The sequence below is a fragment of the Bacillus sp. ISL-7 genome (assembly GCF_018613065.1).
Genome location: NZ_JAGGQW010000050.1, coordinates 103,203 through 124,253 on the forward strand (window position 1 = coordinate 103,203; position 21,051 = coordinate 124,253).

The 21,051-nt window shown below is 34.9% G+C and carries 19 protein-coding genes, 4 pseudogenes and 1 riboswitch; of the genes and pseudogenes, 1 reads left to right on the forward strand and 22 read right to left on the reverse strand.

The features are described 5' to 3' along the window. Positions 1 to 126: 126 nt before the first annotated feature. From J7E66_RS20980 to J7E66_RS21025, 13 genes and pseudogenes are all read right to left on the reverse strand, one after another. Positions 127 to 1,344, reverse strand: a complete 1,218-nt coding sequence (locus J7E66_RS20980) for an MFS transporter (RefSeq protein WP_088086720.1) — start codon at positions 1,342 to 1,344, stop codon at positions 127 to 129. 235 nt (positions 1,345 to 1,579) lie between these two features. Further along, positions 1,580 to 2,944: pseudogene (locus tag J7E66_RS20985) on the reverse strand (amino acid permease). 131 nt (positions 2,945 to 3,075) lie between these two features. Next, positions 3,076 to 3,156: riboswitch (glycine riboswitch) on the reverse strand. A 530-nt stretch (positions 3,157 to 3,686) separates the two neighbouring features. Further along, positions 3,687 to 4,484, reverse strand: coding sequence for a DUF2935 domain-containing protein (locus tag J7E66_RS20990; RefSeq protein ID WP_215003406.1), 798 nt, complete (start codon positions 4,482 to 4,484; stop codon positions 3,687 to 3,689). Between the two features lie 241 nt (positions 4,485 to 4,725). Further along, positions 4,726 to 6,270: a response regulator gene (locus J7E66_RS20995; RefSeq protein ID WP_215003409.1), complete on the reverse strand. Its 1,545-nt coding sequence runs from the start codon at positions 6,268 to 6,270 to the stop codon at positions 4,726 to 4,728. A 12-nt stretch (positions 6,271 to 6,282) separates the two neighbouring features. Further along, on the reverse strand, positions 6,283 to 8,034 hold the full coding sequence (locus J7E66_RS32650; protein ID WP_308162558.1) for a sensor histidine kinase: 1,752 nt from the start codon (positions 8,032 to 8,034) through the stop codon (positions 6,283 to 6,285). Between the two features lie 3 nt (positions 8,035 to 8,037). Further along, a pseudogene (locus J7E66_RS32365) lies at positions 8,038 to 8,181 on the reverse strand (carbohydrate kinase); the annotation flags it as partial. Positions 8,182 to 8,245: 64 nt separating this feature from the next. Then, on the reverse strand, positions 8,246 to 8,863 hold the full coding sequence (locus J7E66_RS21005) for a carbohydrate ABC transporter permease (RefSeq protein WP_251033045.1): 618 nt from the start codon (positions 8,861 to 8,863) through the stop codon (positions 8,246 to 8,248). A 293-nt stretch (positions 8,864 to 9,156) separates the two neighbouring features. After that, positions 9,157 to 10,047: a carbohydrate ABC transporter permease gene (locus tag J7E66_RS21010; protein WP_251033046.1), complete on the reverse strand. Its 891-nt coding sequence runs from the start codon at positions 10,045 to 10,047 to the stop codon at positions 9,157 to 9,159. Positions 10,048 to 10,152: 105 nt separating this feature from the next. Then, the gene (locus tag J7E66_RS21015; protein ID WP_215003413.1) at positions 10,153 to 11,487 is read right to left on the reverse strand and encodes an ABC transporter substrate-binding protein; all 1,335 of its coding nucleotides are present in this window, start codon (positions 11,485 to 11,487) and stop codon (positions 10,153 to 10,155) included. 3 nt (positions 11,488 to 11,490) lie between these two features. After that, positions 11,491 to 11,753, reverse strand: a pseudogene (locus J7E66_RS31915) (DUF2961 domain-containing protein); the annotation flags it as partial. A gap of 9 nt (positions 11,754 to 11,762) precedes the next feature. After that, positions 11,763 to 12,092, reverse strand: coding sequence for a DUF2961 domain-containing protein (locus tag J7E66_RS31920; RefSeq protein WP_308162559.1), 330 nt, complete (start codon positions 12,090 to 12,092; stop codon positions 11,763 to 11,765). A 51-nt stretch (positions 12,093 to 12,143) separates the two neighbouring features. Continuing rightward, positions 12,144 to 12,383 carry a hypothetical protein gene (locus tag J7E66_RS31925; protein WP_251033047.1) on the reverse strand — a complete coding sequence of 80 codons (240 nt, stop codon included), beginning with the start codon at positions 12,381 to 12,383 and terminating at the stop codon, positions 12,144 to 12,146. A 178-nt stretch (positions 12,384 to 12,561) separates the two neighbouring features. Next, complete coding sequence (locus J7E66_RS21025) at positions 12,562 to 12,759, reverse strand: hypothetical protein (protein ID WP_215003415.1); 198 nt, start codon at positions 12,757 to 12,759, stop codon at positions 12,562 to 12,564. 86 nt (positions 12,760 to 12,845) lie between these two features. Here J7E66_RS21025 and J7E66_RS21030 point away from each other — a divergent pair, with 86 nt between their 5' ends. Further along, a complete protein-coding gene (locus J7E66_RS21030; protein WP_215003417.1) occupies positions 12,846 to 13,400 on the forward strand; it encodes a MerR family transcriptional regulator in 555 nt (184 codons plus the stop codon). 298 nt (positions 13,401 to 13,698) lie between these two features. Here the strand turns inward: J7E66_RS21030 and J7E66_RS21035 are convergent, their stop codons facing one another. The 9 genes and pseudogenes from J7E66_RS21035 to thrC all read right to left on the reverse strand — a co-directional run bounded on the left by J7E66_RS21035 (position 13,699) and on the right by thrC (position 20,978). Continuing rightward, positions 13,699 to 14,619, reverse strand: coding sequence for a patatin-like phospholipase family protein (locus J7E66_RS21035; protein WP_215003419.1), 921 nt, complete (start codon positions 14,617 to 14,619; stop codon positions 13,699 to 13,701). Positions 14,620 to 14,720: 101 nt separating this feature from the next. After that, complete coding sequence (locus J7E66_RS21040) at positions 14,721 to 15,155, reverse strand: hypothetical protein (protein ID WP_215003421.1); 435 nt, start codon at positions 15,153 to 15,155, stop codon at positions 14,721 to 14,723. A 489-nt stretch (positions 15,156 to 15,644) separates the two neighbouring features. Continuing rightward, positions 15,645 to 16,865, reverse strand: a complete 1,221-nt coding sequence (locus J7E66_RS21045) for a glycosyl hydrolase family 18 protein (RefSeq protein WP_308162552.1) — start codon at positions 16,863 to 16,865, stop codon at positions 15,645 to 15,647. Between the two features lie 87 nt (positions 16,866 to 16,952). Further along, positions 16,953 to 17,072, reverse strand: a pseudogene (locus J7E66_RS32370) (ATP-binding protein); the annotation flags it as partial. Between the two features lie 142 nt (positions 17,073 to 17,214). Further along, complete coding sequence (locus J7E66_RS21055) at positions 17,215 to 17,388, reverse strand: hypothetical protein (RefSeq protein WP_215003423.1); 174 nt, start codon at positions 17,386 to 17,388, stop codon at positions 17,215 to 17,217. Positions 17,389 to 17,582: 194 nt separating this feature from the next. Further along, complete coding sequence (gene sda, locus J7E66_RS32940) at positions 17,583 to 17,756, reverse strand: sporulation histidine kinase inhibitor Sda (protein WP_215003425.1); 174 nt, start codon at positions 17,754 to 17,756, stop codon at positions 17,583 to 17,585. Between the two features lie 208 nt (positions 17,757 to 17,964). Further along, entirely contained in the window at positions 17,965 to 18,594 is a 630-nt protein-coding gene (locus J7E66_RS21065) for a hypothetical protein (protein WP_215003427.1), read from the reverse strand. Positions 18,595 to 18,610: 16 nt separating this feature from the next. Beyond that, on the reverse strand, positions 18,611 to 19,015 hold the full coding sequence (locus tag J7E66_RS21070) for a helix-turn-helix transcriptional regulator (protein ID WP_215003429.1): 405 nt from the start codon (positions 19,013 to 19,015) through the stop codon (positions 18,611 to 18,613). A gap of 559 nt (positions 19,016 to 19,574) precedes the next feature. Then, positions 19,575 to 20,978 (reverse strand): threonine synthase, encoded by a 1,404-nt coding sequence (thrC, locus tag J7E66_RS21075; protein WP_215003431.1) that lies wholly within the window; start codon positions 20,976 to 20,978, stop codon positions 19,575 to 19,577. Positions 20,979 to 21,051 lie beyond the last annotated feature (73 nt).

The following is a 21,051-nucleotide window of genomic DNA, read 5'->3' on the forward strand; positions in this document are numbered from 1 at the left end:
TAGAATTAAAGAATCAGGAAAAAGTAGCGAACAATCTCCATAAAAAGAAGGCACAAATCCAATTTGGTTTGCAGCCTCAATTTAGAGTAGATTTTATTATTTAATGAAGAAGCTATAAGAGTCAATTCACACTGCTTTAGATAAAGTAATGTTTTGATCTTGATTATCTTTTCTTTTTTTCAAACTAACCATTGCTATAAAGGAGATACAGTAGAGTACAGCAAGATATCCCATTGCGATCGTCACATTAGCATGCTGCAGGATATATCCTACTAAAATAGGAGATAATCCCCCTAATGCTCTACCGAAGTTAAAGATAGTATTGGTTGCTGTGCTACGAATTTCTACTGGATAGTAATTGCTTATTAATGCACCGTAACCAGCAAACATTCCATTCGAGAAGAATCCTACAATCGCACCGCCGATTAAAAGACCCGCACTTCCTGACGCAAAGGAGTATAAAAAGACTGCGATTGCGGAAGCGAATAAGAAGATTCCGAATGACCGCTTCATTCCAAGTCGATCCATAAACTGTCCAAAAGTTAACATACCTGCAATCATTCCCGCAGCTGTACTAATCGTCCAAAGAGCCGAGTTTGAAACTGATAATCCCTGGGATTGTTGAAGCATGGATGGCAGCCAAATCATCAAGCCATTATAACCTGCAATTTGGACCGTTGCCATAATAGCTAAAGCAATAGTCGTAACAGAAGTTCTTGGAGTAGCAAACAATTGCTTTAAATTCCCTTGCTTTGGCACAAGTTGTTTTTTCTTTTGTGATGCCAGCCACACGGGTGATTCGTCTAATTTTTTTCGGACGATAAAGGCGAATATAACCGGAACCAATCCGATGAAAAACAATCCTCTCCATCCCCAAGCAGGCAGGATCATGGCACTAAGAAGAGCAGCCAGAATCACACCGTATTGTGCACCGATACTAACATAAGAAGAAGCGCGTCCTTGTTTATTCTTTGGCCATGCTTCAGCCACAAGCGCCATACCAATACCGTATTCCCCACCTGCGCCTAAGCCAGCAATAAACCTAAAGATGTATACTTGTTCAATATTTACGGCTAAACCAGTTAACGCCGTCCCGATAGCAAATAGTAGAATCGTATAGGTAAATATTTTAACTCTCCCAAATTTATCTGCTAAGATACCGAAAATGATTCCTCCAGCGAGCATTCCTAAATTGGTAATCGAAGAAATAAGACCGCCAGCAACCATGTCAATATGAAACTCAGCAATAATCATCGACATCGCAAAGGAGATAAACATGATATCCATGCCCTCTAATGTTAAACCTGCTACTGATGCAACTACTGTTTTTTTACGATAATCCATTTTTGTCGTTCTCCTTTCAAGCCTCACAGGACTTTGATTAAAAGATAGTGGGCAAAAATAAAATGCCCTTTCATCCAAAGGACAAAAGGGCATTCATATACTTAATTAGTATATATGAAGTTTATTTTTGCCTTTTTAGCCTCTCTGGACCAAATTAAAGGAATTTAATTTCATCTAATAGTATCATGATACCAATCAAGTGACAATATTTTTAATATATTGCAAGAATTTTACTTTACGCAGATATTTTAATATTTTTTCCCTTTGTCCTTTTAAATGAATACACTATGAATAAAAGAATGAACCATAATGGTGTCATTAATAAAGCGACACGAGTTGATTCTGCAAATAGCATAATAATGAGAATAAATGCAAATAACGTGAGAACAAGATAATTAATAAATGGTGTAAACGGTGCTTTAAAAATCGACTTTTCATGTAAATCTGGGCGTGATTTCTTATATCGCAGATGACAAATTAAGATAATGCTCCAAACCCAAATAAAACAAATCGCACTGATCGTTGTCACGATCCCAAAGGCTTGTTCTGGAATCAGCTTACTTAAAAGAGCTCCGACAGATAGAACAAGTGCAGATATAAATAATGCGTTACTCGGTACATGATTTTTATTTAATTTAGCAAAATTCGCTGGTCCCTGTTGATGATTACTTAAATTAAATAATATGCGGCTCGTTGAAAACAATCCACTGTTACAGGCAGACGCAGCTGATGTTAAGACGACAAAATTAATAATTCCTGCAGCTATCGGAATACCAACTAAACTAAACGTTTTTACAAAAGGACTGTTTGCTGCATTCAGTTGCGTCCATGGATTGATGCATAAAAGGATAATAAGTGCTCCCACATAGAAAAACAGTATTCTTAAAGGTATTTTATTTATTGCAGATGGGATATTTTTTTGTGGATTGGATGTTTCGGCTGCTGATACACCTACTAATTCAACACCTACAAATGCAAATACAACCATTTGAAAAGAAAGTAAGAAACCTGATATTCCATTCGGGAAAAGACCACCATGGCTCCATAGATTTTTTACTGTAACCGTTCCTGAATCTGTTTGAAATCCAATAATTAACAAAATGACTCCTATGATGATTAAAGCAAGAATGGTGATCACTTTGATTAAAGCAAATCAAAACTCTAATTCTCCAAATAGCTTTACTGTTAATAAATTTAGTCCCAATAATAGAATTAAACAGACTATTGCAGGTACCCATTGTGGGATATCGAACCAATATTGCACATATACACCAACAGCAATAATATCAGCCATTGCTGTCATAATCCAACAAAACCAATACGTCCATCCAGTTACATAACCAGCCCAAGGTCCAATATAATCCTCGGCGAAGTCCGTAAATGATTGATAGCCCTTATTTGATAAAAGAAGCTCTCCTAATGCCCTCATTACAAAAAAACATGCGATTCCCACGATTAAGTAGGCAAAAATGATAGATGGACCTGCTAACTGAATAGCTTTTCCTGAACCTAGGAATAAACCTGTACCAATCGTACCTCCAATCGCAATCAGTTGTACGTGCCGATTTTTTAAATCTCGTTTTAATTCTTGTTGTGCCACTTCATTTGCCCCCTCATTAGTAATAATTTCCTTTGTTCACTTTGTGAAGATATTAACAAAGTGTTAAACTCCATGAAAAAAGAGATTGGAATTTCTCCAATCTCATCGGTCATAAGAATAACAAATAAAACTCGTACTCTTCTGTCCTTTTGCCTGAGATTGTGAACCCTTCGGCGCCGCAGATTTCCTGCGGTCTCTCCAGAAGCTGCTCCTGCTATAGTTTGATCCATAGCAATCATAGCTTGCTTAGTATGTAATTTATGTTGAAGAACAAATGGTTCAAAATCCCCAGCTAAAAAAAGTTATGCATTTTTACATCTTATCTCACAAACTAAATTATTGTTAAATAATTTCTAATTTTAGTAGTATTCAATCACCTTGTCAATAAATAATTTCAGAGAATCTAGATTAATGGAGAAACAAAAAATGAACCCACTGCAAAAGATTGGGTTCATTTTTATCGCAATCGTTGGTTCTGCATCTTTAATCTCCTAGTACCAAAAAATATTGAATATGATTTGCTGAGATGGGCGTAATCGCCATAACACGATATCCGATACTCAGTAATTGCGACAAAGTTTCTGCGCAATTTTGACGTGGAGGCTCAAACGGAGCATGGAAACTTTTATAAAGATTTATTAATTGATTATTGTTTGTACAATGAAGCAAGATCACATGTCTACCAGTCCATGCTTGACCGATCATTGGTTGTGGTTGTGTTTCCCTTTTATTTCTCATCGAATTATTCCTTAAGTCGAGGTTTAGCAGGATCACAATTGGGTGAGTCAAGATTTGCCGATTCTGCTAATTTCATAAGATAATAACATTCTTCACGATACATATGATCCGCCATTAGGGGGGCGAATGTTCCTAATGCTTGCTTACTTAGTCTGAGTTCTTCTATTTCATGTAGAAAATTTTGAAATAATTTTATTTCTAACTGGCTGTCTGAATTCATTTTTGATAAAGCAGGGAACGAAGTCAGATTAGTTCTTAAATATCCTGCTAGTTCAACTGATTTCAAGTAAAAATCTTCAAAACTCTTCCTAAATGTATTACTTTTCTCAATGAGTTTCTTTTCAACACTATCTAAATTAGAGGAAATTGCCTCTGAATGACCTGCAGCATCTAATAACCATAAAAGATGATGATGTAGTTCATGGTAAACAGGAGGAGCTTCCCCTGCTTTTAGGTGTATTAAAATTCTTAAGTATTCCTCTAATTCATTGACCATATGATTAATAAAGGTTGGCGAAAGGTGAATTTTAATTTTCCCTATCAGATGTTTACTTAATAAGTCCAATTTAAATTTACGTAATCTTATAACCTCTGTTTCAGCTTCAATTGTTAATGGCACTAAATCTGAGGAATTTGCACGCTCAAGAAGTTTGTCAAAAACTCGAATAAAAGATGATGCCTTCTCAATTTCCTCTTTTTGAACAGGTGCAAGAGCTTCGAAAATAAACCTCGAATGATCACCTAATATTTGGAGCCAAAAACGGTGTTCAAATTTTGCTGTTCTTTCAAGGACATCATTCATGCTTATTCCTCCTAGAAAAAAAATACCCACACTATTTTGATGTTTATTCTTTTCAATTGGTTCTTATGAACAAAGAAGGAAAATTCACTAAAAAATAAGTCTTGCTGCCATTTTTGTGAAGATGTTTCGTAATTCTCTTCTTTCGTCGATTCATTTTCCCTTCGCCTCCGATGGCTTTATTGAATTATTTACAATTACGCACATTCATAGGTGGACTCCACAAATAACACTCCACCAACATTTACTTTAGTATATGTTGTGAACGGTAGAAACCTGGGGTTGTTCCAATATTTTTCTTGAATACTTGATTAAAGTATTTTTGATTTTCGTAGCCTACTTGTTTACAAATTTCTGATACTTTTAAATTTGAGCTTCTTAGTAATTTCTTGGCATTATTCAATCTAACATTTGTAATATATTCAAAGATGGTGTTACCAACTGACTTAGAAAACAAACTGCACAGGTACGCAGGGTTCTTATGGAACAACTTACCTAAGTCATCTAAAACGATGGGTTCCTTATAATTAGTATTTATGAAACTTTTTAAGTCGATGATTAGTTTTTCATTATAGGACACGTGGTTCTCCTTTAAAAATTCAGTTGATTGATCAATAAATTGTTCAAGCCAATCTCTGATTTCTTCCAAAGACAGTAATAGATTTAACTCTTCGTATAATAAATATCTTTCGCCACCACTTTTATTTACTTCATATTCACTTTCGATATATTCCAAAAAATGATTAACTATTTTAAAACATACATATTTTGATTTTTCCGGGGACAGGTTACTCTTTTTACAATCGAGAAAAACTTTGGCCATGAAAAGATTCATTCTGCTTAGAAGATTTGGGTTTTTTTCATTAAAAAATTGATTAATTTCTTCGATAATACTGTTTCCAACTGAATGATTAAAAGTTTCTAATTCTTTATAATATGTTACTAACTGGTTTGAAAAAATCCCATTTTTCAATGCTTCTGTTGCCTCACTGTATGCTTTCTTTATTTCCGAAATATTTTCATATACATTGCTGATTCCAACAAACGGTTTTAATTTGATATCATGAAAAATCAATGACACAAGATCATGAACCAAGTCATTCCTAATCTCTAAACTGGAATTGGAAAACATGATTACAATTTGACTATCAATCGTATAAATGAAACTCTCAATTCCCCTGTTTTCCAATAGATTTTTCATACAACCTAATGGGACCTGAAGTTTTTCAGTCTCTTTTGAATCATCCCATGTAAACCCTTTCAAACCGATGTTTAAAAAAGAAAAACGATTTAATTTTTGGTCTATTTCAGGGTCAACAAATCTATGTCCTAAGATGTAATCAAGAACGCGCTTTTCTTCTAATGCAATTTGATATTCATTAAACCGTTCAGTTGTTTGTTTTTCATTTTTTATTTTTTCAAGTTTTAAAATGGCTTTTTTAATAGAACAAACAATTTCATCCACCTCAATTGGTTTGACCAGATAGTCAATTGCCTCGAGTTGAATGGCCCTTTTGGCGTAATCAAATTTTGAAAACCCACTAATAATGATAAAAACAGTTTCTAGATTAAGATTCTTTGTTTCTTTTATTAAATCCAATCCATTCATTTTTGGAATTCTTATATCGGCTAAAACAATGTCAGGCTTTTTGTTAATAATTTCTTTAAAGGCTTCTTCTCCATCAGAGGCCGATCCTACAATTTCAATATGATGTTCCTTCCAGTTAGTTGCAGATTTCAAGCCTTCAATTACAATTTTTTCATCATCAACAATTAAAAGTTTATACATATAGAAAACCCCTTAAAAATTGTCATGGATGATTCCGTCATTATTCAGGCCAATCTTAAGAAAAACGGTCGTTCCCTTTCCTATTTCACTCTCGATCTTTAATCCATATTCTTTTCCATAAAAAAGTTTCAATCGTTCATTTATATTTTTCAAAGCATAACCCTTTGTGTTAATATCCACCTCGTTCATGTCAAAACCTTCTCCAGTATCACTAATCTTAAAAACTAAACCGTCATGCTGTTTATAGCCTTCAATCATGATGGTTCCTCTTTCCTGTTGTTCTAAACCATGGTAGACAGAGTTTTCAACAATGGGCTGTAACAGCAATTTAATGATTTTTTCTTCCATGATTTCAGGTTCGATATTAAATGTATAGATGATTTTATGGTCGAAACGAATATTTTGGATATCCAGATAACTTTTAACTTGTTCCATTTCATTTTTAACTAAGGTAATATGATTTCCATCATTTAATGTAAGTTTAAAGATTTTTGACAAATTAATTGCAATTTTTGCAATCTGCTTCGCTTTTAACTTCTCCGCCATCCAAAAAATAGTGTTCAAAGTATTATATAAAAAATGCGGATTAATGTGGCTTTGCAAGGCTAATAGCTCTGCTTCTTTTTCCTTAATTTGTGATTTATATAACCTTTTGGTTAAATCATTATTCCAGTTATAAAGGTGAACAATTCGGTTCCCAATTTGTCCAATTTCATCCTCATTATTAAAATGAATACCTACTACAGTCTCTCTCTTTTCCATTTTTTCAGTAACCATTCGCAGCAAACTTAAATGTTTTGTAATTCTCCTAGTTATAAATAAGGCTATGATCAAGGACAATATGAGCGCTAGCACTAATAATGAGATCGTTATTAATCGAAGTTGATTTACCTCACGAACAATATTTTTATATGGGATAATACTTACCACATCCCAATTGGTTTTCTTGTTTGTATGATAATTAAAGAAATATTGCGTTCCATTCATCACTTTTTTAATTGTCCCGCTTTTACCACGCCCTTGAATTATTTTAGCTACCTGAGAGGGAGAGAAACTATGATCACTACTCGAGAACAAAATTTTATCCCCATCTAACACCAAAATATCTCCAGGAGGATTACTATTTTTAAACATATTCTCGAAATAAGATTGATCAAGATCTATAAGTACTAACCCCATTTGTTCCTTCGTTCCAAGGTCTCTAATATTTCTACCATAAAGTAAAGAATGATTACTATCTTTAACAAGTTTTAAATCACTACCATTTAACCATTCACCTTGCCATTGGCCATTAATCAAATGCGGATAGATAGTGGACTTTTTTATTGTTTGATAGATTGTATTTTTAATATTCCGTTCCCCACGGTTTATTTTCAAAAAGCCGTGATTTTCATTACCAACATAAATGGCATTAATAAAAGGATTGTTTACTACCGTTATATTATTTAGGTTTTCTAGGGATGAAGTCTCTAATCTGTATAACTTTGGATCTGTTTTTTTATAAGTTAAATATGCATGAATTTCATTTGAGAGAAAGATGCCATTAGATACATTTTCTACATTGCTTACAAATGCATTTATATTCCAATCGACAATATTTAAAAAGTTATTAATGGTTGTAGATACTTTATTTTCTATTACTTTATTAAAATAAATGAACGTAAAAGGACCAATAACAAGTAAAGGTATTAGAGCTGAAAACAAAGCTAATAAGATAATTTTACGCTTGATTGGAGAGTCGATAAGTCTCATTAGTTTAGGCATGCTAGGAATACCTCCTTTTCTTGTGACAGATATGGAAGCAACAGCATTAGCAAACTTTTCCATTTCAACCACCTCAATAAACTTCAAATAGGAAGGATATACATTATATTCTATTAATTTATGAATAATCCCTCCTAAGAAAGTGTCACCCGCTCCAGTCTAAAAAATTTTAAGCTTTGAATATGAATTCCACTATCGATTATAAAAAAAGTTATTCTTTAACAGCTCCTAATGTCATACCGCTTACAATGTAACGTTGAACGAAAAAGGAAAATATCATTACAGGTAGACTAAATGAGATGGCAGCAGCTGTCATTGGCCCTAGATCAAGATTATAAGCTGTTAAAAATTCTGAAATTCCTACTGTAGCCGTTTTTGCTTTCGTACTGGTCATAAGTAACGAGAACAAGAAATCATTCCATGCCAACATAAAGGTAAAGATAGCTGTTGTGGCCAGTCCAGGGAGTGAAACAGGAAGAATAATGCGTATAAAGGAACCGATCCAACTGCATCCATCCACCCTAGCCGCTTCATCAAATTCTTTAGGAACCGAGTCAAAAAAACCAATTAATAACCAAATGGCAAACGGTACATTCAAGCTGGTATACACCAATATTAAGGCCAAATGGGTATCAATTAAGCCCATACTTTTTATAATCATATACATCGGTATAGCAATACTAATCATTGGTACCATTCTTATCACTAAGGTAAATAACAAAAAGTAATTTCCAGTAATGGAAGAGAACCTGGAGATTCCATATGCAGCCATTGCACCAAAAAATACACTTAAAATGGTACTAGCACCTGCAGTAATTAAGCTATTCAAAAAATATTTTCCTATCGGTAAGGTATTTAGCATGTTTTTATAATTTTCTAGCGAAAATTTCGAAGGCCATAACCTCGGTGGTGCAGTAACTGCCTCGGCGGATGGTTTTAAGGACGTTAACAATAGATAGATATACGGACCTAAGAATAATAAAGCCAGCAAACATGTGACCAAAAATATAATCATCGTCCATATTTTATGTTTATAATAAAAATTAGTGATCCAAACCGGTTTTCCTACCATTGTTTCTTTTATTGGCATATGGGCCATTCTATCTTTCACCTCTCTTATCTTTATCCATGTCTTTTCCTAGGAGACCACATTTTTGTAATGAAGAAAGAACTTAGGATTAATAAAATGATTATAAAGATTACCGCCATTGCACTAGACTGCCCGACTTCTCCATAACGAGTTAATGTCTTATACATATATGTACTTAGCACTTCAGAAGAAAAACCTGGTCCCCCTTGTGTAAGCACCCAAACAATATCAAAGGTTCTTGCAGCATCAATAATACGAATTAGTAATGCTACTGTTGCTACCGGAATAAGCGAAGGAAACGTAATGTAACGAAACTTATGCCATTTATTAGCCCCATCTATTTCAGCAGATTCATATAAACTAATGGGGATTCCTTTAATACCTGCTAATAATACGAGCATTATGAAAGGTGTTGTTAACCAAATATCTGCAATAATCGTAGAATAAAGTGCAAAACGGGAGTCGGATAACCAGAGTATTTGATGTGGGTCAGAGAGGAGTCCTAGTTTATAAAGCCCCCAGTTGATGATGCCGAATTGATCATTAAGCATGAATTTCCAAATTAATCCTGTTACTAAAGGTGCTAACATTAGCGGGCTTAACAATAGTGTCCGAATAAATTGGCTTCCTTTGAAAGCATTACTTAGGAGCAATGCAAGGATCAGACCTAAGATAAACTCGATACACACCGCTACTCCTATATAAACCACTGTGTTCCAAAGTGCTTTTAAAAATCGTGAGGAAGTCAACGAGCTTGTATAGTTAGCAAAGCCGACAAATTCTCTTAATGAAGGATTTATTAAATCTATCTTATAAAAACTATCTCTGATTAAAAGTAATATTGGATAGACCAGAAACACCAACATAAAGATACCTGCAGGAAAGAAAAACATGGTCGATAATGCCCCATTTTTCATTCTCATGAAATCCACTCCTTTCTATTAATCTGTTAAAACTGTATTTTTTGGATAAGAACCTCTTCATGGAATAAAGGGCCCACGAAAAGGTTCTATCAAAACAAATTCATTTTATTGTGGCGGCAATAGATCTTTTATTACTCCCGCTGCCCAATCAAGTGCCTCCTGTGGTGTCTTTTCTCCTGAAAGTGCATATTGCACGGCTGGGATGAGTGCTTCACTTTCGATTTGCTGCCATTCCTTAATAGCAGGTCGATTTTGAGTTTGTGGTCCGCTTAATGTTGTCATAAGCGGTTGCAAATGCTCATAACCATTTTTCGTGCTATAATTTTCAAAAACAGATTTTCTGGCTGCTACTCCCAATGATTTCATAAATAGTTCATTCTTATCATAAATGAAGTTCAGGTACTTTTTGGCGATCTCCTGTTTTTTTGAAGAACTTGGGATAACCTGATACCATGGACCTGGTACTGCACCTATTCCTGCTCCTCCACCGATCATTGGGGCACTTCCTACTTTTCCTGCCACCTTTGATTGTTTTGGGTCATTTGAAGGGACATAAAAGTGACCCCATGCTAGCATCATTGCAGATTTTCCATTCCAAAATAGCTCAGAAGTTTCAGCAGATGCCATTTCAAGTGCTCCTGCTGGAACCGATTGATCCTTCTTTAAAAGGTCAACTAAAAATTGTAATGAATCAACATACGGTTTTGTGTTTACAAGAACTTTGCCATTATCACCAACTACCAAGGGTTTCGCACCTGCTTGAGCAGCATGATCAAGCCAGCTAGCTACTGCATCCCCATTGTTCGCACCAAATACCGTTGTTCCGTACATATCAACTTTTTTATCATTATCGGTATCTCTAGTAAAAAACTTTGCTGTATCTCTATATTCATCCCATGTTGTTGGCGGATGTAAATCATAGCCATATTTTGCTTTGAAATCAGCTTTATTCTTTGGATCTTCGAATAGATCTTTCCGATAGATTAAATTTTTTGCATTCGTCCATACAGGCATTCCATAAACTTCATTATTATAGCTTCCGCCTTCTACTAGACCTGGAAATAAATCATTTTTAACGTCATCTACGATTAGATCATCTAAGGGTAAAAGTCCACCAGCAAGAGCAGGAAACCAAAGAATATCAATGGTTGCAACGTCGAAAGCTCCTGCCTGTGAAGCTACCTCAGCTTTTAATTTGTCATAAACTCCGGTATAGGGAACCGATTCAATTTTCACTTCATAGCCTGTTTTCTGTTTAAATTCCGCTGCTGTTTCTTTTGCTACCTTAAATGCCGGGCTTCCCCCTTCAACAAGAACAGTAATGGATTTATTGTCACCTTTTGTTTCTGAACTTCCTGTTTTTTCTTCCGAACATCCCGATAAAAAGACAGATAATACTAAAAGTAGAGAAATAATCGTTAGAATTCCTTTTTTCTTCACCCTTTACAGCCCCCTTAATTTTTGATTTAAGTTATCGATCCCACACCCATGTTCTGGCCATCTTCTAGGAAGGCGTTCTTTTACTGGAGGAAGCTCCGGAAGTGGTTTATGAGGCTCCAGTTGATACCAATAAGCAACACTAGAATAATCATTTCCTTGATCATTTGCGTGGCCATGCTCTATCGTTGCCCGAATCGATTTGTTAAAACGGATTGGATCTTCGATATGGAAACGGTATAGGCTCCATTTTCCAAAGTGCTCTTGTACATCGCTTCCTAAAGATACGCCATGATAAGGACCCGCATATTCTCCACTAGGGAAACCCCATGCTCACAAGGGTTTTCACGGTTCCAGGTGGCATGAAATCTTCCAAGATCATCCGGAATTTGTTCCTTGCTGTCATATGATTCATAATCTACATAATAAAACAAATTCTCTATTTTTTCTTCACTTTCATTGATTAATTGAATTTTAGCACCATCAGCAAATGGCATTGGAAAATAACAGTTCATTGATGCAGCAAATGGTCCTTTAGGCCCTCTTTTCTCACCCATGATCATACTCAAAGGAAGGGAAACATAGTGCTTACAGTGTGCATGCCCTATTCCAAAAAAGTCACCAAAAGGAACTCTTACACTTGGATTTTCCTCCCCATCCTAATACATTTCTAGGACAAGTTTCCGTAAATATTGTGGAGCATAGCATCTTGTTGTCATCCAAATATGTTTTATACACCCAGCTCCTTTGATATCAGCCATAACTGCAGTTGTAACAGGTTCAACTACAACAAAATCTCTATTTCCCCCTGTTCGGTCATAGCTTGATTCACGTTTTGAACTTGCATTCTTAATAAATGGTAATCCCCCTAATGGGCTATTTGGTTGCGAAACCTTCATTGATCATGTCCCCCTATTTTTTAATCATTAAAAAAATTGATACCGGTTACATTTTTGAAGTAAACTTTCTTAAATTTATATTTCCTTTTGCCCCCTATAAGATTTTTTAAATCATCTTTACACTTTTTATTGTATTTTTTATTCCGTCTTTTTTAAATTCTAACTTTTTTAGAAAAGGTTATATATATTTAGAACTTTTATCATAATCATCCAAATTAAAAGATCCACAATCAATTCGGTATGGAATATCTAGAGATTCTTCCAGCTGTTCTGAGTATCGGTCATAATCTTGAACCGATTCACCATGGTTTATTGGTTCACGTTGTAAACGTTGTTCCCGTTGATATGGTTTAGACATTCCTTCCATATTGTGCATGACCTATACTTCATTCAGAAAAAAATTCTAATAAAAAAAGGAATTCACAGCGTTTTATAGAAGTGTTAAATTGGAGGTGTAGTGTTATGACGATAATATATTCACCTAGTGACGTACAGGAATTGCTTGGAATTGATGGAAGTACATTACGGAAGTATGCCATTCTCTTAGAAGGACATGGGTATCAAGTTCAGCGTAATAATAGAGGACATCGAACCTATATAGATAAAGATGTTATCACTCTCCGTAAATTAATCGAATTCAGTAAGCAAGAGGGTATGACGATGGAACGTTCAGCCGAGGCAGTGATGACATGGACCTCTGAAGAATATAAAACGGTAACCTTTACGGAAGTGGTGCAGTCACAGACAACTAATGACGGGGATATTGAGCAAAATACTAACACTAAAGAGCTATTGGATCGTATAGAACATTTGGATCAAGTAAACTTAGAATTAATCAAACATTTGAAGGAGAAGGCAGTACGGGAAGCTAGGCAAGAAGAGAAGATTAATCTAATTTTGAAGTATGTAGAACGTATGGAGCAACTGGAGAAGGAACGAAGTAAAATGATTGAGGAAGAAACCAGAAAGCAAATCGCAGTCGCCGAGCAAAGGAAATGGTGGAAATGGTGGAAATGAGAAAAGCCGTGCTTAGAATAGCATGGCTTTTTTTACAAACATAAGTCAAACAATGAAAACCTTTTTCTTTTATTAAAAGAAGTTAACAGTTCATTTAAAATGAGGAATATCGACAACTTTTTCAATATACCTTGTTTATAATGACTTAAGTATGGAAGTGTAAAAAATCGAGGAGGAAACTAATGGAAGTTCTACTCTATATCGGTACGTATCTATTAGGTGCTCTTGCTATTGTGCACCTGATTACATTCACTTTTAATCTATTTTCTAAATAAAGTTTGAGTAAGGGCCTTTTCAGCTACTTATTCATTAATCTTTGCATTCTTTTAACCTTATATTGTTCAAAATCCCACTTCGATAAAAATTCTTTTGTAGAAGAATAGCCTGACATATAGAGAAAATCGATTTCAGCCGGATCCAATTCAAAATCAGTAGCGTTTATGTCACCAGTTGGAATTTGAATGGTACGTTCAATCGTCTCTTTGTTCAAATATCGTAGATCATGGGCTTGAATCATCGTTTTAAATATATTTTTAAAAAGGTGGAGGGGCGTTGGTATTACCGGATCTATGTTAACTTTATCTTTCACAAAACGGAAGCCGAACGTTGGAAACCGAGGCTTTTCCGTATCAAATATCCATATTGGAAAGTTACTTAGTAAACCACCATCTAAAATGTAGGACTTTTTACGGTCTTTTGATTTCCAAATAACCGGACGGAAGAAAAATGGGAGAGAGGCACTCATCATAACTGCGGTTGAAACCTTAAAATCAGCAGGAGTCATCCCATACCGATCCAAATCATCTGGCAAAACAAGCATTTGGCCATTCGTAACATCAGAAGCGATTATCTTCAATTTTTCCTCTGGTAAATCCGCAAATGTCTTAATTCCTTTTTCTATAAGAAGTGAATCCATCCAGATTTCCAAGTAATCGTTTTTATAAATTCCAAGATGAATCATTAGTTCTAATAAGCTACCAAAAATCGGAATTCGATTCAAGTACGTTCTACCTCGTAGCTTTGAAAAATCTAGTTTGCTCAAATGATCTCTAATTTCATAGCTTTTGTAGCCGCTTGCCAAAAGAGCAGCGATTACAGCTCCTGCTGATGTTCCTGCTAATCTTTGCCATTCTACTTTTTCCTCTTCCATTGCTTGAATCGCTCCAATAAAAGCAATTCCCCTAGCCCCACCACCTTCAAAAACAGCATCCGCCTTCAATTTTTTCCACCTCACGAGTAATATATTTTAAAAAGCTAAGATAGTTGATTAACGACGAATAAGAAGTTTTCCTTACAAAACCCCATAAGTAAAAATGATGATTACATATTGGTTAATTGGCCCTTTATTAAAGTTTTATCTAATTCACGTACTTTATCATATGACAGTAACAGTTGTTCCGGTACCAATGTTCTCCCGTATTCCCAAGCATTCGTTTCAATTTCAGATTTAAGCTTCTCTATTTCTTCATCTTCACCATACATTAGAATCCTAAGATCATGTTTGTTTTTTTTAAAATCCAAGTAATACCCAATCACATGATAAAGAATAATTCTAACAAAGTTTTCATCTATCTCTTTAATTCTAATTTTGTTGATATAACCGTTAACTTGTAGATAATTAAATTTTATAGTATTTGTCGATACGTTATAACTCATAGGTACAGTGAGATTATTGTTAATTTCATAGTCAATATTTAAATGATGCAAATCTAATGTATCTTTTATGATCTTTTCAATGTTCCTTATATAAAGCATTTTACTATAACTCCCTTTTAATAACTTACTTCATCCAGTGGTATCATTATTTCCTTTTACATCCTACTTTTATATGGTTAAATAGTATTCATAAGTACATTAATATGCTGTAATTATATCTTTATAGTATCCCGATTACGAAAAAACTTCTAAAGCCATATTTACCATTTCTTTCTACCTCAGCTACTATTCTAATAGTAATATAGGACCTTAGTTAAAATAATTTTAATATCTAGGATTTTCAACTTGTCTGTTGATTTGCGCTCCAGGCGCGTGCAGTTCGCGAGCGTGCAGGGGAGCCTCCTGGTCGCTTCGCTTCTGCGGGGTCTCCCCTGCCCCGTTTGGTATTCGTTCAGAAAGACAATTAGAAAGAGAAATTAAAATGAACATTGCCGAGAAAATGAACTTTTCTCGACAATCTGAGCAGATTCATTGGATCTGCTTTTTTATATGTCTTACTTTCTGTAGGGAAAATTCATTCATAGATCATCATTTTTTAACTTTTATTGTCTCGGGTATGGCCTTCCAGTACATAGGGTCTTCTAAGCCGAGTCGCCAAATCCCGATTCCTTGTAAGTTATATTTTTCCACAAGGTTTAGTTTAGACCGCAGACTGTCACTATTCTCAAACCAAGCCTCGTGGATATGGTTTTTTTCATCTACATAATTGTAATGAGGTGTTTGCGTACGAGGGTCCCATAAAATTTCAGCTTTATATTTTGTTTTATGCTCCATTAACACTGCATAGGAGCTATATAAAGCTTTATTTGCTGTTTTGTCCCAGTCCCATCCATAACCAGCGATACCGAGTAAAATTTTTGATTTTGGGACTCCTTTATTCAAAGCATAACGAATCGTTGCTTCTGTCCAATCAGCCGACGCCGTTGACCCGGGTGTTGTGTTTGCGTTGTGTTCATCGTAGGTCATAATCATTAACCGATCTGCAAATAGACCAAGTTTTGCGTAATCAAACCACGGTGACCAGGGATTAGCACGCGAATCACCTGTGTTTGCCGGGACGGAAACCGTCACTACTTTTCCATCACGATGCAGTGTATCAGACAATTTTTTAATCATTAGGCTAAAAGAATCTCGGTCTGTCAAATACAAATTTTCCATGTCTATATTAATACCGTCATAACTGAACTGATTTATTTCATTTCGTAAATTTTGTATGAAAACACTCCGGCTTTTATCGTTATCGAGTACATTACTCGCTACTTGCTTACCCTTCTCCGTGGTTTCATAAAAGAGGTTGTGAACAACTAGATATACCTTCACCTGTTTTTCATGAGCGCTTAGAATAACCTTTTTCTTATGAGCAGCTGTAACGGAGTCTATCAGACTGCCTGGACGTTTGTCATCAAGCTTGTACCAAAAGGGTGCAATGATGCTTATATGGTTGAATTGCGAGTTAAATGTAGGTTGAGAACCTGGAAATCTGCCTTCCTGTTCTGTGTAAAAGCCTAAAACTTCACGAGGAATTTTATTAATATTATGTACCGGAATTCTCTGGTCGTCCGTTTCTGAATAACCTGGATGAAAATCCTGCATTTTCTCTGGCGATGGCTTTTCGATACTGTAAGTATTTTCTCGAACACTATTTAGACTACCATTTTTTCTTTGTGAATAACTGCAGGATGACATCATTAGTAAAAAGACCATGCCTAAAGAAATTATGGTGAAGTACTGATAAAAGTTCCGCGACACTTATTACACCTCCTCCTCTAATGTGTTTATTTCTTAAGTTGATGAGAAAAGTTATAATTTATTCACGACAAATTTTTGGATTTATAACTAAACCGCTAACGGTAACTTAATCTCAATCAACGTACCTTCATTCACTTTACTTTGATAGCTAATTCTGCCATGATGCTGCTTAATAATTTTATGACAGATCATTAGTCCAAGACCGGTTTCCTTTTCATTTAGGGTGGACTACGGAAACCGAAATCCTAGATAACGAAAAATACCCATCCAAGTTTAAATGGATAGGGCTGTTATAACCTAAAATTGCTTCATTTCAATTGTAAGTTTAATTGTCTCGCTTGCTCAATTTCTATTCTTGATTTGGCCATCTGTCATCATTTTTTGATTCTATAACATGAACAAGTTCTTCTATAATATCGTTTAAACTCATCTTGCTTGTATCTTTTCTTAAAATGATAGAAGTTTTGTATAGTAAAGTTTTTTCTTGTTCACTCATAAATATAGTTTTTTCTTGTTCATTCATATAAATTCCTCCATTTAATAGAATGCTGAATTTTAATTCTAAACGGCAAAACCCAACTTATTCTTGGAAGATCCTTAATAAAGAATAAATAAATTTATCTGAAAGTCTAAAGATTCTTCTTAGGGTGCAAGTAATCTATGATTAATAAACATTACTCATATCTACGAAAAAAAATATTTTACTATATTCAAATTCTAATCTGATTTAATATACTGATTTAAAATTTTTCTATAATCATTTATATCTGATTCATTAATAAATCGTGTGTTTAACTCATTAGCCAATAGCAGAATAAAGTCTTTACAAAGATTTAACTTACAAGCAGAATTAAATGCTTCTAGCAATTGTTCAGTGCTAAGGTTATGCATACTTGTCTCACTCCACTTTACTCAAATACCTTCTTTCAAGTAAGATTATGAAGAGGGAATACTCCGTTATAAAATGTCATCAGCAATCAAGAAATAAAAAAAGCAGCGTGCCGTGAAGGTAAAGCTGCTTTTTTTTTGCAATATGGGATATTTATTAACAAAGAAGGGCTCATCCGATTAAGGATGTGTTTTCCTTTAGATATGTACATTATTTACTTGGAGCAACAAGTACACGCACGCTATCTTCTAATTGATGGGCAATATTTTGATGAGTTTTTCTAGCTTGTTTTAAATAATTGTCTGTGACAGCTTCCCAAGCATTCAGTGCTTCATTTGTATATTCAATGAATGCCTCGCTATTTTGTTCAAAAAGCTTCTCAGTTCTTTCAAATAAATCAAAGGCTGAGTTAATTGGAGTTAAATAAAGCTCCTCTAATTTACTAGCTGCTTCACTTACATGACTTGTTAAAGATTCAGTCACTTCATGAGTAGATTCATTTGTTTTAAAAATGTTGTTTTGGAATAACCCTTTACGCAAATCGCCATTAAATTTTGTTGCTTGCTCAAAAAGACCCTTTAATGTTTTGAGGTATACTCCATTGAACTTTGTTGTTTCTTTTATAGCCTCTAAATAAAGGTCTTGGCGTTGTTCTCTATAATCTCTTGTACGAGATACGGCACCTTCAAATTGATCCCAAAATGTTTCAATAAATGAATCCGTAACATAGCTTGGTTCATTTTGCCCCTCTACTTTTGGAATCTCAACTTTCGGAACCTCCACTTTTTTAACTTCCTTTTTTAGGACTTCTTCTTTTTGATGAATCATCTTTTGGACCATCTTCGTTCCTCCTCATTTACTTTGTAAATTTCTCTATTTTATCCTCCATATGAAACGGAGGTATGTAGAGCTCAAGAAAACTAGAATACATTTTAAAAAATTGATCGAGCATAGATTGGTATATCTCAAGTTGTCTAGCATTACTCTTTAAGTACGCTTTACCAACATCAGTTATTGAATAACATCTTTTGGCAGGACCGCTTCCATTTGTATGCCACTCAGATTGCACAAGATTGTCATTCTCTAGTTGTCTCAATAAACGATACAAATTTCCTTGGTCAAGCGTGTGAAAACCGAAAGCTTGAAGCTTTTGATTTAGTTCATAGCCATGATGTGACATCCTACTAAGAAGCAATAATATAAATGGAAGGATAAAATTCTTAGATGGAGTAACATTATTTTTATTTTTAGAGTTTGTCATGACTACACCTCAACAAAATTACTATATATGTATTTTACACATATAGATCACATTTCGTCAATTGCATATAAACAATAAAATGAATAAAATTTAATTATGGATCTATTTTTTGACTATTAGGGGTGTTAAAGGTACTTTTCTACAGTAAAATCAATATCGCGATTAGCTCTTTTTTAATGAATGCTAACGCCCGTCATATAAAAATGGTGGCCTGGAATTATTTCCAACGCCACCATTCTCTTATTGACAATATTTTTACTTAAAGACACGTCAAATAACTTAATTAGTTTGCTTATGAGTCACCCTTAAGGCATATTACTACCAGCTTTTAAAGCTCGTATAACCATCATCCACATTGATGATTTGACCTGGCGGGACTTAGTGGGAATTGAACCCACCAGACCTGGCACGCAGGTCTCAGGCAGTTTTGAAGACTGTGGAGGACACCAGTACCCCTTCAGCCGATTAAAAATCCCTTTTCATTATCATTCTTCATCTTTGTGGACTATTAAGGTAAACTATAGTTCTTGAATCTATACCATGAACCTAATTTTAATATTTACTTAGCAGAAAAACTAAAAAGCTTTTCTAATTTACGTACAATTTCATCTTTATCCGCGTCAACAACTTCTAGATGCTGTGGTTTATTAAACAATTGACTTATTTGTTCAGGGAATGTCTGCTTAATATCACAACGTTCGATGGATTCATTAAATTTTGCTGGGTGAGCAGTTGCAAGTGTGACACAAACCTCACTAGGTTTATTACAACTTTCGTATGCAGCGACCCCACAAGCGGTGTGTGGATCTAATAAATAACTAGTTTCAGCATGGTACTTCGTAATTGTTTGTAAGCATTCTTCCCCTTCAACTCCATGTGCTGCAAAATCCTCTTTTACCTGGCGGAGCTGCTCCTCGTTCACGACAATTTTTCCTTCTGACTTGAATTTCTCCATTAAGGCAGACACTTCGTCTGGATTTTCTCCAAGCAGGTAGTACAAATAACGCTCAAAATTGCTTGCTACCTGGATATCCATAGAAGGGCTATAGGTGCTCCTGAATTCACCAGGCTTGTACACTCCATCAGAGATAAAATCCTCTAAAATATTATTCTCGTTGGTCGCAACGATTAGTTTACCAATCGGTAGACCCATTTTCTTTGCAAGATAACCAGCAAAAATATCTCCAAAATTTCCAGTCGGCACACTGAAGTTAACACTCTCTGAACCTGTCTCTTTTGTTACTTGGAAATACGCATAGAAATAATAAACTGTTTGCGCCATTATACGAACAAAGTTAATGGAATTGATCGCACGCATATGGTATTTGTTTTTAAAATCCACATCTGCAAACAATTCCTTGATGATTCTTTGACCATCATCAAACGTCCCTTTGATGGCTAAATTCAAAACACTTTTGTCATCAACAGTTGTCATTTGTAATTCTTGTACCTTACTTACTTTGCCATGTGGGTGCAAAATGCAAATGCGAATGCCTTCTTTTCCTCTGACACCCTCAATTGCTGATGCACCCGTATCCCCAGAAGTAGCACCGAGAATATGAATTGATTCACCTGTTTTCTTTGATACATAGGAATATAAATTCCCTAAGAATTGCAGAGCAATATCTTTAAAAGCAAAGGTCGGACCATGGAACAGTTCTAGCACATACATGTTTTCTTTCAGCTTTTGAACAGGTGTTACTTCTGGGTGGCGAAAGGTTGCATAGCTTTTCTCGATTAAAGCCTTTAGCTCATTGTCTGGAATTTCACCATCAACATAATAGGAAAAGATTTCGTATGCTAGTTCCTGATAAGTTAACTGGGACATTGCTTCTAACTTATCTGCAGGAATTTGTGGGATTTTCTCAGGGACTAATAGTCCCCCATCATTTGCTAATCCCATTAAGACTGTATCAATAAAACCGATTTTATTTACATTTCCGCGTGTACTAACAAAGTTCATAGCATCCTCCAAGGTTATATTAAAAGTTTTTACTATCCGATAAAATTTGCTAACTAGGGTTTCCTATATTATT

Bases quoted from the DNA above. Each gene is read 5' to 3' on its own strand.
- J7E66_RS21010 (WP_251033046.1), bottom strand. From the start codon at position 10,047: ATGAGAATGAAAAATGGGGCATTATCGACCATGTTTTTCTTTCCTGCA.
- J7E66_RS21025 (WP_215003415.1), bottom strand. From the start codon at position 12,759: ATGCACAATATGGAAGGAATGTCTAAACCATATCAACGGGAACAACGT.
- J7E66_RS31925 (WP_251033047.1), bottom strand. From the start codon at position 12,383: ATGAAGGTTTCGCAACCAAATAGCCCATTAGGGGGATTACCATTTATT.
- J7E66_RS32650 (WP_308162558.1), bottom strand. From the start codon at position 8,034: ATGCCTAAACTAATGAGACTTATCGACTCTCCAATCAAGCGTAAAATT.
- J7E66_RS21030 (WP_215003417.1), top strand. From the start codon at position 12,846: ATGACGATAATATATTCACCTAGTGACGTACAGGAATTGCTTGGAATT.
- J7E66_RS21070 (WP_215003429.1), bottom strand. From the start codon at position 19,015: ATGACAAACTCTAAAAATAAAAATAATGTTACTCCATCTAAGAATTTT.
- J7E66_RS20990 (WP_215003406.1), bottom strand. From the start codon at position 4,484: ATGAATGATGTCCTTGAAAGAACAGCAAAATTTGAACACCGTTTTTGG.
- thrC (WP_215003431.1), bottom strand. From the start codon at position 20,978: ATGAACTTTGTTAGTACACGCGGAAATGTAAATAAAATCGGTTTTATT.
- J7E66_RS20995 (WP_215003409.1), bottom strand. From the start codon at position 6,270: ATGTATAAACTTTTAATTGTTGATGATGAAAAAATTGTAATTGAAGGC.
- J7E66_RS21065 (WP_215003427.1), bottom strand. From the start codon at position 18,594: ATGGTCCAAAAGATGATTCATCAAAAAGAAGAAGTCCTAAAAAAGGAA.
- J7E66_RS20980 (WP_088086720.1), bottom strand. From the start codon at position 1,344: ATGGATTATCGTAAAAAAACAGTAGTTGCATCAGTAGCAGGTTTAACA.
- J7E66_RS21040 (WP_215003421.1), bottom strand. From the start codon at position 15,155: ATGCTTTATATAAGGAACATTGAAAAGATCATAAAAGATACATTAGAT.
- J7E66_RS21055 (WP_215003423.1), bottom strand. From the start codon at position 17,388: ATGAATGAACAAGAAAAAACTATATTTATGAGTGAACAAGAAAAAACT.
- sda (WP_215003425.1), bottom strand. From the start codon at position 17,756: ATGCATAACCTTAGCACTGAACAATTGCTAGAAGCATTTAATTCTGCT.